Source organism: Stenotrophomonas sp. YJH_SMC_8 (genome assembly GCF_059371315.1).
This window is the reverse complement of sequence record NZ_JCAFUL010000021.1, coordinates 43,309-56,644: the sequence shown is the minus strand read 5'-3', so window position 1 is coordinate 56,644 and position 13,336 is coordinate 43,309. Positions and strand designations below refer to the sequence as shown.

Here is a 13,336-nt window from a genome sequence, read left to right as displayed (position 1 = left end):
GCGGATCAGGGAGAAACCGGCGCGGAGATCCTTGCTACAGAGCGATCGAAAAGACCTAGAGCCGAACGGTCGTCCGCGCCGGGCTCTCGGCACCTAAGGTGCCAGAGTCGGAAGAGATAAGAGCCGAGCCATGCTCGGCTGCTTCTCGCGAAGAGCAGTCGAGCATGGCTCGACTCTACAAAGAGCAAACAGCAGCCGAGCATGGTTCGGCTCTACGAAAAGCGCTCGGCAAGCGCGTCGTTACAACTGGATCCAGGTGGCCTTGATCTCGCTGTACTTGTCGAACGCGTGCAGCGATTTGTCACGCCCGTTGCCGGACTGCTTGTAGCCACCGAACGGGGCGGTCATGTCACCACCATCCCAACCATTCACCCACACGCTGCCGGCGCGCAGCTGGCGTGCGACACGATGGGCGCGGCCCAGGTCACGCGTCCACAGGCCCGCCGCCAATCCATAACGGCTGTCGTTGGCCACGCGCACCGCTTCGGCCTCGTCGTCGAAACCAAGCACGGCCAGCACTGGCCCGAACACTTCCTCGTGTGCCAACGCGTGGTCCGGACGCACCTGGTCGAATACTGTGGGCTGCACATAGCAGCCGCCGGCCTCCACCTCGGCCCGATGGCCGCCCAGCAGCAGACGAGCGCCCTCGCCTTCGGCACGGGCGATATCGGCCAGCACCTTGTCCAGGTGCGCGGCGTCGACCAGCGCGCCCATCGGTGCATCGGCCTCCAGTGGATGGCGGGGCTGCATGTGCTGGCCATAGGCAATCACCTGGTGCACGAAGTCCTCACGGATCGAGCGCTGCACCAGCAGCCGCGAGCCGGCGGTGCAGACTTCGCCCTGGTTGAAGAAGATGCCCTGCGCCACGGCCTTGGCCGCTGCGTCCAGGTCCGGGGCGTCGGCGAACACCAGGTGTGGGCTCTTGCCACCGCATTCCAGCCAGACCCGCTTGAGGTTGGACCGTCCCGCATACTCCAGCAGCTTCGCGCCGGTGGCGGTGGAACCGGTGAAGGCCAGCACGTCCACGTCCATATGCAGTGCCAAGGGCTCGCCCACGCGCGCACCATGGCCGGGCAGCACGTTCAGCACTCCGTCCGGCAGGCCCGCCGCGGCGGCCAGCGCCGCCAGCCGCAACGCCGACAGGGGCGAACGCTCGGACGGCTTGAGCACCACCGAATTGCCCATCGCCAGTGCCGGGGCGATCTTCCAGCAAGCCATCAGCAGCGGGAAGTTCCACGGCACGATCGCCGCCACCACGCCGGCAGCCTCGCGCGTGACCAGCCCCAGCTCGTGTGGGCCGGTCGGCGCGATTTCGCCGTACAGCTTGTCCACGGCCTCGGCGGTCCAGGCCAGGCAGCGCACCACGCCGGGCAGGTCGATGCGGCGTGAATCGCGCACCGGCTTGCCCATGTCCAGGGTTTCCAGCAAGGCAAGCTCGTCGGCGTGTTTTTCCACCAGCCCTGCCAGGGCCAACAGCACGCGCTTGCGATGGGCCGGGCTGGCCTGCGACCAGTGGCCCGCATCGAAGGCACGCCGCGCCGCCCGCACTGCGCGCTCCACGTCCTCTGCGTCGCAGTCGGCGACCGCCGCCAGCACGCGGCCATCAATCGGGCTGATGCAGTCGAAGCGCGCACCGTTGGCAGCATAGACGTAGCGGCCATCGATGAATGCCTGGGTCGGCATCGAAAGCTGCTGGGCCAGTGCCTGCCAGTGGCTGCGGTCGGGAAAGTCGGCCATGCCGGGCTCCTCGGAACAGTTTCCCCGGTTATACCGGCGTGGCCGCGACTCCGCCGTGACGTGGCTGCGCTACATTCTCCCCATCGGACCCGATGGAGCTGGCATGAAGCGTTCCGCGAGCGACCTGCACGATCTGGCTACCCAACGCCCGGAGTCATTGGAGGCGTACTGGATGCCGTTCACCGCCAACCGCCAGTACAAGGCAGCGCCGCGTGTGCTGGTGCGTGCCGAGGGCATGCACTACGAGGATGTCGACGGCCGCCAGATCCTCGATGGCACGGCCGGCCTCTGGTGCTGCAACGCGGGCCATGCACGGCCGCGCATCGTCGAGGCCATCGTCGAGCAGGCGCGCACGCTCGACTACTCGCCCGCCTTCCAGATGGGCTCGCCGCCGGCATTCGCGCTGGCGCAGCGGCTGGCCGCATTGGCACCAACGCCCCTGAACCATGTGTTCTTCACCAGCTCCGGCTCGGAGGCGGTGGATACCGCGATGAAGATCGTGCTGGCCTACCACCGCCAGCGCGGCGAGGGCCAGCGCACGCGCTTCATCAGCCGCGAGAAGGCCTACCACGGCGTCGGCTTCGGCGGCATGGCACTAGGCGGCCTGCCCAACAACCGCAGGGCGTTCGGCCTGCAGCTGGGCGGCGTGGACTACCTGCGCCACACCCTGGACCTGCAGCGCAATGCGTTCAGCAGAGGCCTGCCGCGCCAGGGCGCTGAACTTGCCGACGATCTGGAGCGGCTGATCGCGCTGCATGACGCCTCGACCATCGCGGCGGTCTTCGTCGAGCCCATCGCTGGGTCCGCCGGGGTGATCCTGCCGGCGCCGGGCTACCTGCAGCGCCTGCGCGAGCTGTGCGATCACCACGGCATCCTGCTGGTGTTCGATGAGGTCATCACCGGTTTCGGCAGGGTCGGCATGCCCTTCGCCGCACAGCGCTTCGGGGTCACCCCGGACCTGCTGACCTTCGCCAAGGCGGTCAGCAACGGCGCGGTGCCGCTGGGCGGCGTGCTGGCCAGCGATGCGGTGCACGCTACGCTGATGCAGGCGCCGCCGCAGGCCATCGAGCTGTTCCACGGCTATACCTATTCCGGCCACCCGCTGGCCTGTGCGGCCGCGCTGGCCACTCTGGAGGTCTACGCCGAGGAGCGCCTGTTTGAGCGGGCCATCGAACTGGGCGAGTACTGGCAGGAACGGCTGCATTCGCTGCAGGGCCTGCCCAACGTGATCGACATCCGCAACTTCGGCCTGGTCGGCGCGGTCGAGCTGGCGCCGCGCCGCGATACTCCGGGCAGCCGTGGCTACGAGGTATTCCGGCGCTGCTTCCACGACGGCGGGCTGCTGGTGCGCTGTACCGGCGACATCATCGCGCTGTCACCGCCGCTGATCGTGGACAAGGCGCAGATCGACCAGATCGCCGGCACGCTGGGCGAGATGATCCGGGCCACCGCCTGAGCCCGGGCCGGCGGCGGCGAGCGGGTACAATGGGCGGTTCCGCTCCTGCTCGCTGCCGTGCCCATGGATATCGTCGTCAAAGAAGAACTCAAGGCCTATATCGACCCGCTGACCGCGGACGAACATGACGCGCTGGAGCGCAGCATCCTGGCCGAAGGCTGCCGCGATGCACTGGTGCTGTGGGGCGATGTGCTGGTCGATGGCCATAACCGCTTCGGTATCTGCCAGAAGCACGGCCTGCCGTTCAACACCGTGCAGAACACCCGCTTCCAGAGCATGGAAGACGTGCACCTGTGGATGATCGAGCAGCACCTGGGGCGCCGTAGCGTGTCCGACTTCCAGCGCGGCGTGCTGGCGCTGCGCAAGCGCGACATCCTGGCCGCCCGCAAGCAGGTCGAGCAGGCCCAGCTGCAGCGCGAGAGCGATGGCACGGCAGAGACGGCCGATGAAGGCGGTGAAGACAGCCCGCCGTGGGAGCCGGCACCGAAGGTCAGCCGCGCCGAGCTGGCCCGCGAGGCCAAGCTGAGCACCAGCCAGGTCGGCATGATCGAACGCATCCACGCCCAGGCCGCGGCCGAGGTGGTGGAAGCGGTGAAGGCCGGTATGATCTCGATCAGCGCCGCCGCGGCCGTGGCCGACCTGCCTGAAGAAGAACAGCGCGCCGCCGCCGCCGGTGGCAAGGACGAGCTGAAGCAGGCCGCCAAGCGCGTGCGCGAGTCCAAGCGCAAACCGCGCGCGCCGAAGCCTGAACCGGCCGAGATGGATTTCGAGGAGGCGGATGAGGACGAGATCGCCAGCCGCGATGCCGAAGTGCTGTCCGCACTGGAACAGCTGGGCGAGGATGCACCGGCCCTGCGCCGTCGCGTGGTCGCCCTGACCCGCGAGAACGACACCCTGCGCGCGCAGCTGGCCGCGCTGCGCAAGCAGCTGGAAGCGCTCTGACCCCTTGGGTAGTGCCGGCCGCTGGCCGGCAACCCCATGAACGTATCGGGTGAACTGCAGATGCCGGCCAGCGGCCGGCACTACCCGGCGCTCATTCGGTGGCGGTTAGACTTCCGGCATGACGCCTGCCATCGATCCGCGCCGCGCTCAGCTGCGGCGCCTGAAAGCCCTCGCGCTGGGCCTGCTGCTGTTGATGCTGGCCGGTTTCGCGGTCAGCCACTGGCAGGGCGAACGCGGCATCTGGGCCTGGGTCTCGGCCTTCTGCGAGGCCGCGGCCGTGGGCGCGCTGGCCGACTGGTTCGCCGTGGTCGCGCTGTTCCGGCGGCCGATGGGCCTGCCGATTCCGCACACCGCGATCATCCCGCGCAGCAAGGAGCGCATCGGCGACAGCCTGGCGCTGTTCGTGCGCGACCAGTTCCTGGAGCCAGGTGTGCTGCTGGCCAAGCTGCAGGTATTCGATCCGGCCAGCCGCCTCGGCAGCTGGCTGGCCGACCCGGCACGCTCGCGCATGCTGGCCGACATGGCCCGCGGTTGGGCGTTGCAGGCGCTGGATTTCTTCGACGAAACGGCCGTACGCCGGCAGCTGCATGCCTTCGTGGTGCAGCAGTTGCGGCAGTGGAATGCCGCTGCCACTGCCGGTGAACTGCTGGCCCTGCTGACCGCCGATGGCCGCCATCAACGCGTGCTGGACGAGGGCCTGCAGCGGCTGGGCCGCTGGCTGGAACAGCCTGAGGTGAAGGAACGCGCCTCGCAGCTGATCGTGCGCTACATCCAGCGCGAATGGCCGACGCTGTCGAGCACGGTGAACTGGGTCAAGCCGATCGACGAGATCGGCGACAGCCTGGCCGAACGCCTGGCCCGCGCGGTGCTGGAAGAGCTGCAGCAGGTGCTGGCCGAGCCGCAGCATCCGCTGCGCCAGGACTACGAGACCTGGTTGCAGAACTACGTGCAGCGCCTGCGCGAGGATCCGGCGCTGGCCGAGCGCATCGAGCAGCTCAAGCAGGAAATGATCGACCACCCGGCCCTGCAGGAGTACGTGCAGGGGCTGTGGGCGCGCATCCACGCCAGCCTTCGCGCGGACCTGCAGCGCGAGGATTCGGCGCTGGTCGGCCACCTGCAGCGCAGCCTGGGTTCGCTCGGTGCCAGCCTGCAGGCCGACCCGGCGCTGCGCCAGGCACTGAACCAGCATCTGATGGAAGGTGCGCAGCGCCTGACCGGGCGCCTGCGCGAGGGCGTCACCACGCATATCGCGCAGACCGTGAAGGGCTGGGACGAGCGGCACCTGGTCGAACAGCTGGAACTGAGCGTGGGCCGTGACCTGCAGTTCATCCGCTTCAACGGCACCCTGGTCGGCGGGCTGATCGGCCTGCTGCTGCACGCTGCGACGGTCCTTTTCCGCTTCTGAAGCCTCCCTGCACGGGAGCGGGCGCCGTCACGCTTGATTAACGAAATGCGAATGCCTATCATTTGCTAATCGGTTGTACGCTTAGCCAAGCGGGGCACGGAAGCACCCACCCACCCGCCCCTTCGCCCGTGTACATCCCCCGACTACCGGGTCGCCCGCACTGCGCGGGTGGCGCACCGTCGATGGGACTCGCTGGGCGACGTGCGCGGAGCGCACGGCTGCTGCGTCTGCGCATTCCATCGCCTGTTTCGTCCTGCATGGAATCGCACCGATGGCAATGCCGCTGAACCTCCCTCGTCCCTCTCTGCTGGCCCTGGCCGTGACCGCACTGATGATCGCTCCGCTGGCACACGCCGACGGCACCGCCGAATCTTCCGCGCGCACGCTGGACACCGTGAAGGTGACCGCCGATGGCGAGATCCCGAACAGCTACACGGTGAAGAACGCGCGCAGCGCGACCAGGCTGGACCTGTCGTTGCGCGAGACGCCGCAGTCGGTGACCGTGATCACCCGCCAGCGCCTGGACGACATGGGCCTGTTTTCGCTGTCGGACGTGATGGGCCAGGTGACCGGCGTCAGCGTGTCGGTCACCGACAGCGAGCGCATCAACTATGTCTCGCGCGGCTACACCATCGACAATTTCCAGATCGACGGCATGCTCAACACGTTCGGTGGCTCGGTCAAGACCAACACCGACAACGTGATCTACGAGCGCATCGAGGTGATCCGTGGCGCCACCGGCCTGACCACCGGCGCCGGCGATCCCTCCGGCACCATCAGCATGATCCGCAAGCGCCCCACCGATACCTTCCAGATGGGCGCCAACCTCACCGTGGGACGCTGGGGCAACCGCCGCCTGGAAGCCGATCTCGGTGGTCCGGTTGCCTGGGACGGCCGCATCCGTGCGCGCGTGGTCGCAGCCAAGCAGCAGAGCGATTCATTCCGTGATGTCTATTCGCTCGACAAGGATGTGTTCTACGGCATCGTGCAGGCCGACCTGAGCGACAGCACGCTGTTCGAAGTGGGCTACGAATACCAGTCGCCGCGCACCACCGGCGTAACCTGGGGCGTGGTGCCGTACTGGGGCGCCGATGGCACGCCAGCCAACCTGCCTCGCTCGACCAACCTGTCGGCCTCGTGGAGCGCCTGGCCGATCGTGGAGAAGACCAGCTTCGCGCGGCTGGAGCAGCAGCTCGGCAACGGCTGGTCGGTGAAGGGCAATATCAGCCACGCCGTGCGTGATACCGACGGCAGCGTCTGGTACGGCGCCGCCGGCAATCCGCGTGCCGATGGAACCGGTGTCACCGCCTACATCTCGCACTTCAACGAGCACAGCACGATGGACGTGTTCGACGTCAACGTCGGTGGCCCGTTCCAGCTGTTCGGTCGCGAGCATGAACTGGTGTTCGGCCTGGGCCAGTCGGTGCGCAAGGGCGAGTCGGAAGGCATGGACTTCGACTACGACGATGCCTATGCCGTGGTGCCGGACTGGCGCCACTGGACCGGCAATGTGCCGGTGCTGCCGGTGACCCGCCTGGGCAGGCTGTCTTCGCAGAATGAACTGCGCCAGCGCGCAGCCTACGTTGCCGCGCGGCTGCGCCTGGCCGACCCGCTGCTGGCGGTGGTCGGCGCGCGCTACGGCAGCTGGGAAACCCGCAGCTGGGCCTATGGCTACGATGCCAATGGCAACCGCAACCGCACCACCCGCACCGGCTACAGGCCGGACGACATGCTCACCCCGTATGCCGGCCTGGTCTACGACTTCAATTCGATCTTCAGCGGCTATGTCAGCTACACCGACATCTTCAAGCCGCAGAACTACCGCGACCGCAATGGCAACTACCTGGAGCCGGTGGTCGGCAACATGTACGAAGCAGGCGTCAAGGCCGAGTTCTTCGGCGGCCTGCTCAATGCCTCGGCCGCCGTGTTCGAGGGCAAGCAGGACAACGTCGCCGAGATCGATGATTCGGTGCCGGTGAACTCGCTGCCCGATGGCAGCCAGGCCTACCGCTCCACCGGCAAGGGCAACAAGGTCAAGGGCTGGGAGATCGAAACCCAGGGCAGCATCGGCGAGCAGTGGAACGTCTCGGCCGGTTTCGCCCACACCGTCATCCGCAACAAGGATGGCGTGCTGCAGCGGACCACCGCCCCGCAGGATACCTTCCGGCTCAACACCAGCTGGCGCCCTGGCGGTATCGACGGCCGCTTCTGGCTGGGTGGTGGCGTGACCTGGCAGAGCAGCATCTGGAACACCAGCACCAAGCCCGACCGCAGCAAGGCCAGGATCACCCAGGACGCGTTCTACCTGGTCAACCTCGCCGGCGGCTACCGCTTCAACGAGAACTTCAGCGCCCAGCTGAACATCAACAACCTGCTGGACAAGAAGTATTTCAACAACGTCGGTTTCTACAACGGCGTGTACTGGGGCGAACCACGCAATGTCACCGTGACGCTGCGCTGGAAGCTCTGACCCTGATGGATGGCACCGGTTCTGCGACCGGTGCCAGGCCAGGGATGGCCTCCTCCGGCGCACTGCGGTGCGCCGGCCTTCTTCCACTGAAACCTGCAGGAACGCCGTGGACCGCTCGCCCGCAACCGCCAGCCCCCGCACCTTCTTCTCCAACCCGCGCTGGGGCGTGCTGTCACGTTCGTTGGCCGCGATCTTCGGCGGCTATGCGCTGGCCTCGGTGACCAGCGTGTTCTGCGCGGTGGCGCTGCCCGGCGCGCGCGGCCAGACCGTGCTGACCGGCATGCTGCTGGCGATCCTGGTCGCCGCCTGTGCCGCACTGTGGGCATTCGCCACCCGCAGCGCACTGCGCGCCTGGGTGGGCATCCTCGCCCCGGCCCTGCTGATGGCAGGCATTGCGCACCTGATGGGGGCCTGGGCATGAAGAACGGATTCCGCCAATCGATGGCCTGGCTGCACACCTGGACCGGGCTGCTGGTCGGCTGGTTGCTGCTGCTGATCTTCATGGCGGGCACGGCCAGCTATTACCGCGAGGAAATCAGCCGCTGGATGCGCCCGGAGCTGCCGGCCAACAAGGTCAGCATCGATGTGGCCGCACAGCGCGCGGTGGACTACCTGCAGGCCAATGCCAGCCAGGCCGAGAACTGGTTCGTCACCCTGCCGCAACCGCGCAACCCGGCCATGCAGATGTTCTGGCGGTTGCCGCCGGAACTGGCCGACCCCAGCCGTGGCCGCCGTGGTGGCTTCGGCGACGCCACGCTGGACCCGAACACCGGCCAGGCATTGAAGGCGCGCGAGACCCGTGGCGGCGACTTCTTCTACCGCCTGCATTTCGACCTGCACTACATCCCGGTGCTGTGGGCGCGCTACCTGGTTGGCTTCTGCGCGATGTTCATGCTGGTGGCGATCATCACCGGCGTCATCACCCACAAGAAAATCTTCAAGGACTTCTTCACCTTCCGCAAGGACAAGGGCCTGCGTTCCTGGCTCGATTTCCACAACGTCAGCGCGGTGATGGCACTGCCGTACCACGCGATGATCACCTACACCGGCATCGTCACCCTGATGATCATGTACCTGCCGTGGGGCGTGAAGGTGGCCTACCCGCAGGACGAGGACAAGTTCTTCTTCGAGGCCTTCGGCGGCATGCCGGAAGTGACCGCGCCGGCCGAAGGCCGCGCTACCCCGCTGCCGATCGCACGGTTGCTGGACAGCGCACGCGCGCATTGGCACGGCGTGGAAGTGGCCGGGTTCACCGTGTCCAATCCGGGCGCGGCCAATGCGGTGATCGACATCCGCCAGCGCGATGGCAAGCGCCTGTCCACCGACACCCCGGCCGTGCGCTACAACATGATCAGCGGTGCGTTGCTGGAAGAGACGCCGCCCTCCGGCGGTGCCACCGCCACCCGTGGCGTGCTGTACGGCCTGCACCTGGCGCGCTTCGCCGACTGGGGCCTGCGTGCACTGTTCTTCCTGTCCGGCCTGGTCGGCTGCCTGATGGTGGCCAGCGGCGTGGTGCTGTGGGCGGTGAAGGAGCGGCCGAAACATGCCAAGAGCGGACGCACCGGCTTCGGCCTGCGCCTGGTCGATGCGCTGAACATCGGTACCGTGGCTGGCCTGCCGATCGCGTTCGCAGCGTACTTCTGGGGCAACCGCCTGCTGCCGCTGGACATCGCCGAGCGCTCCAGCGCCGAGGCCAACGTGTTCTTCTATGCCTGGGGCGCGGCGTTGCTGGCCGCCTTCATCTGGCCCAAGCGGATGATGTGGGCATGGCAGCTGTACCTGGGCGCGGCCGCGTTCGCGCTGGTGCCGGTGGTCAACGCGCTGACCACGCATGCTCACCTCGGCGTCACCCTGCGCAACGGTGACTGGGTGCTGGCCGGCGTTGATCTGTCGATGATTGCCTTCGGCGCGATGCTGGCGATGTGCGGCTGGCGCATGCAGCGCTGGACGCCACCGCTGAGTGCGGCCGAGAAGAAGAAACGTGCGGCCGCTGCGGCTGCACCGAAGGCATCGGTGGACGCTGCAGAAACGACCGAAGCGGAGGCCAGCGCATGATGCTGCTGGCACTGACGCTCTCATTCTCTGCATTCACCGCGCTGTCGCTGGCGATGGAGAAGCACCAGCACGACCTGCATGGCAAGGCCGCTGCCGCACCGGCACGGCGCACGCAATGGCGGGTACTGGGCTGGGCGCTGCTGACGGTGGCCTTCGCACTGTGCGTGGCCGACCACGGCTGGGCGATGGGCCCGGTGCTGTGGCTGGGCGCGATGACGGTGGGCGGCGTGGTGCTGTCGTTCGGGTTGTATCCGTACCGGCCGACGTGGATCGCGCCGCTGGCGATCGCGCTGCCCGTGGCCGGGCTGCTGGTGGCGTTGCTGTAACCGCCATCCACTCATGGCGTGGATCTACCGGACCCACGCTCGCCGGGCATGGCCCGGCGCTACCGTTCTGCGCGCACGTGGGGAGTGCCGGCCGCTGGCCGGCATCCCCTTTCGGCTGGAATCACCCCAACCGCTTCAGTTCCCACGCGCGGTGGATACGCGCATTGCGCTCGAAGTCCGGGCCGATGGTGCGCGCGGTGATCTCGCGGCACTGGGCGAACTCGGCGATGGCGTTCTCTTCCAGCTTGAAGCGGCGGAAGTTGTTGGAGAAGTACAGCACGCCGCCGGGCGCCAGTCGTGCCACCGCCGCACGCAGCAGCTTCAGCTGCTCGCGCTGCACGTCGAAATCGTCGGCGCGCGCGGAGTTGGAGAACGTCGGCGGATCGCAGAAGATCACGTCGTACTGCCCACGGTCGCCTTCCAGCCAGGCCATTGCATCGGCCTGCACCAGCAGGTGCTGGTTGCCGCCCTGCCCGTTCAACGCCAGGTTGTCGTAGCACCACTGCAGATAGGTCGCCGACAGGTCGACGCTGGTGGTGCTGGCGGCACCGGCCACGGCGGCCTGCACGCTGGCCACGCCGGTGTAGCAGAACAGGTTGAGGAAACGCTTGCCACGCACCTGCTCGGCCATCATCCGGCGCAGCGGGCGGTGGTCGAGGAACAGGCCGGTATCCAGGTAATCGAACAGGTTCACCTGCAGCAGCGCGTTGTTCTCCCGCACCACGATGAACTCATCACGCTGCTCGAAGCGGCCGTACTTGCTGCCGCCCTTGCCGCGCTCGCGCGACTTCATCGAGACCTGCTCCGGCGGCACACCGAACACTTCACGCGCGGCGGCCAGCAGCTCGTTGCGACGACGGCGCACGTCGTTCTCCGGAATCGCGGCAGGTGCGGCATATTCCTGCACATGCAGGAAAGTGCGGCGCTTGCCACCGTCTTCCTCGTAGACGTCGATGGCCGCCGCATACTCCGGCAGGTCGGCATCGTAGGCGCGGAAGCAGGTGATGTCCTCGCGGGCGCGCCAGCTCTTGAACTTCTTCAGGTTCTTGCGCAGGCGGTTGGCCACCATCTGCGCGCCTTCGCTCAGCTCTCGCGGCTGCGCCGGATCGCGGCCCGGCACAGCGATCGGATCGCAGACGATCAGCGCGCATTCCAGCGCACCGTTGAACATCTGGTACTTCTTGCCGGCGCGCAGGCCGGTGGCGAAGGCCAGTTCGTCGTTGCCACACAGCAGGCTGGCGCGCCACTGCGGCACCGCCTTCTGCAGGGCATTGCCCAGTGCGCGGTACAGCGCCGGGTCGGCGGCCAGGCGTTCGTCATACGGCGGGTTGCAGACCACCGCGCCGATCTCCTGTTCCGGTGCGGCCAGGTCGGCCACGTCGGCACGGGTGAAGCGGATCGCGTGGGCGACGCCCGCCACTTCCGCGTTCTCGCGTGCCGCCTGGATCGCGCTCGGGTCGATGTCGCTGCCGTGGATGACCGGCTTCAGCGCGGCCAGGCCAGCGGCCTCGCGCTCGCGCGCTTCGCTCTGGATCGCCTTCCAGGCGGCCTTGTCGAAGCCCAGCCAGCGGCTCGGCGGCAGGCTTCCATGGCGCATCAGGCCGGGGGCGACGTCGGCGGCCATCAGCGCGCCTTCGATCAGCAGCGTGCCGCTGCCGCACATCGGGTCCAGCAGGCCACCACCGGCGGCATGCAGGCGCGGCCACTGCGCGCGCAGCAGCAGCGCGGCGGCCAGGTTTTCCTTCAGCGGTGCCTCGTGGGCGGCACCACGCCAGCCACGGCGGTGCAGCGGGCCACCGCCGAGGTCGATCGACAGCGAGGCACGGCCCTTGCGCAGCGACAGGTTGACGCGCACGTCCGGCAGGTCGGTGTTGACCGACGGGCGCTCCAGGCCTTCATCGCGCATGCGGTCGACGATGGCGTCCTTGATCCGCTGTGCGGCGAAGCGCGCGTGGGTGATCTTGTCGCCGGACACGTGCGCGTCCACCGCCAGGGTCATCTCCGGCTTGATGTGCTCGTGCCACGGCAGCGCACGCACGCCGTCGTACAGGGCCTGTTCGTCCGGGCACTCGAATTCGTCGATCGGCCACAGCACGCGGCTGGCCAGGCGCGACCACATCACGATCCGCAGCGCCTGCTCCAGTTCGCCCTCGGCATTGACGCCGGCAATGGTGGCAGTGGCCTTGCCAAGGCCCAGGGCCGACAGTTCATCGGCAAGCAGGTATTCCAGGCCCTTGGCACAGGAGACGAAGAATTTCACGGGATCGGTTCGCAGGTGGTCGGGCGCGGCACAAGGGCCGGGCCGGTCGGAAAGGAGGGCCGCAAGCACGGCCAGCAGGCCCGCGCCGGGGGCGGCGGGGCTGCCATTGTAGTCAAAGCGGGCGGGCGCGCCGTGCGCCCGGGCTTCACAGTTGCCGCAGCAGGCGCTCGAAGGCCTGCGCGGAGGCCTCCACATGGTGTTCCAGGCGGTGGCCGTCATCGACCAGCAGCAGCTGCGCTGCGCGCGCCTGCGCCCAGGCGATGACCCCGGCGGCCGGGACCACATCGTCGTGCCAGGCCTGCACCACCGTGGTCGGCACCGCGGCGGCATCCAGCGCCGGCATCGGGCCCATGGTGGTCGGCGGCACCATCAGGAACAGGCCGGCCACCGGCACCTGCAGCGAGGCGATGGCGGAGATATAGGCGCCCAGGCTCGAGCCGGCCAGCACCACCGGGCCCTGCCGGGCGGCGATGGCGGCGCGCTCGACCAGGCGGCGCAGGCGGGTCGGCACGTCGCCTACCCGGCTGACCTCGCTCATCGCGTCCAGGTCGGTGTAGTCGGGGCGCTCGTGGGTCCAGCCCAGGCGCTGTGCCACCTCGGCCAGCGCGGTGACCTTGGTCGCTTCCGGGCCGCTCTCGAAGCCGTGGGACAGGATGCAGTGGCCGCGGCTCACGCGCAGGCTCCG

10 protein-coding genes are annotated in these 13,336 nt (G+C 68.1%); 7 read left to right on the top strand and 3 right to left on the bottom strand.

The genetic code is table 11. The features are described 5' to 3' along the window. Window positions 1-240: 240 nt before the first annotated feature. Window positions 241-1,737, bottom strand: a complete 1,497-nt coding sequence (locus AC5P88_RS18905) for an aldehyde dehydrogenase (RefSeq protein WP_495225757.1) — start codon at window positions 1,735-1,737, stop codon at window positions 241-243. A 103-nt stretch (window positions 1,738-1,840) separates the two neighbouring features. On the opposite strand from AC5P88_RS18905, the gene aptA reads away from it, so the two are divergent. The 7 genes from aptA (at window position 1,841) to AC5P88_RS18870 (ending at window position 10,391) form a co-directional block, all read left to right on the top strand. Further along, window positions 1,841-3,193: an omega-aminotransferase AptA gene (aptA, locus tag AC5P88_RS18900; protein ID WP_495225756.1), complete on the top strand. Its 1,353-nt coding sequence runs from the start codon at window positions 1,841-1,843 to the stop codon at window positions 3,191-3,193. Window positions 3,194-3,256: 63 nt separating this feature from the next. Continuing rightward, a complete protein-coding gene (locus AC5P88_RS18895; RefSeq protein ID WP_495225755.1) occupies window positions 3,257-4,135 on the top strand; it encodes a ParB N-terminal domain-containing protein in 879 nt (292 codons plus the stop codon). 118 nt (window positions 4,136-4,253) lie between these two features. Further along, complete coding sequence (locus tag AC5P88_RS18890; RefSeq protein ID WP_106550339.1) at window positions 4,254-5,540, top strand: DUF445 domain-containing protein; 1,287 nt, start codon at window positions 4,254-4,256, stop codon at window positions 5,538-5,540. 271 nt (window positions 5,541-5,811) lie between these two features. Next, on the top strand, window positions 5,812-8,010 hold the full coding sequence (locus tag AC5P88_RS18885; RefSeq protein WP_106550338.1) for a TonB-dependent siderophore receptor: 2,199 nt from the start codon (window positions 5,812-5,814) through the stop codon (window positions 8,008-8,010). A gap of 106 nt (window positions 8,011-8,116) precedes the next feature. Beyond that, window positions 8,117-8,431 carry a DUF3649 domain-containing protein gene (locus AC5P88_RS18880; protein ID WP_495225754.1) on the top strand — a complete coding sequence of 105 codons (315 nt, stop codon included), beginning with the start codon at window positions 8,117-8,119 and terminating at the stop codon, window positions 8,429-8,431. After that, window positions 8,428-10,065, top strand: coding sequence for a PepSY-associated TM helix domain-containing protein (locus AC5P88_RS18875; RefSeq protein WP_495225753.1), 1,638 nt, complete (start codon window positions 8,428-8,430; stop codon window positions 10,063-10,065). The genes AC5P88_RS18880 and AC5P88_RS18875 overlap by 4 nt, the downstream gene beginning before the upstream one ends. Beyond that, window positions 10,062-10,391 (top strand): DUF3325 domain-containing protein, encoded by a 330-nt coding sequence (locus AC5P88_RS18870; protein ID WP_495225752.1) that lies wholly within the window; start codon window positions 10,062-10,064, stop codon window positions 10,389-10,391. Before AC5P88_RS18875 ends, AC5P88_RS18870 begins: the two co-directional genes overlap by 4 nt. Before the next feature lie 121 nt (window positions 10,392-10,512). Here AC5P88_RS18870 and rlmKL read toward each other — a convergent pair whose 3' ends face one another. Then, a complete protein-coding gene (rlmKL, locus tag AC5P88_RS18865; protein ID WP_495225751.1) occupies window positions 10,513-12,651 on the bottom strand; it encodes a bifunctional 23S rRNA (guanine(2069)-N(7))-methyltransferase RlmK/23S rRNA (guanine(2445)-N(2))-methyltransferase RlmL in 2,139 nt (712 codons plus the stop codon). A 145-nt stretch (window positions 12,652-12,796) separates the two neighbouring features. Further along, entirely contained in the window at window positions 12,797-13,324 is a 528-nt protein-coding gene (locus AC5P88_RS18860) for an alpha/beta hydrolase (protein WP_106550333.1), read from the bottom strand. Window positions 13,325-13,336 lie beyond the last annotated feature (12 nt).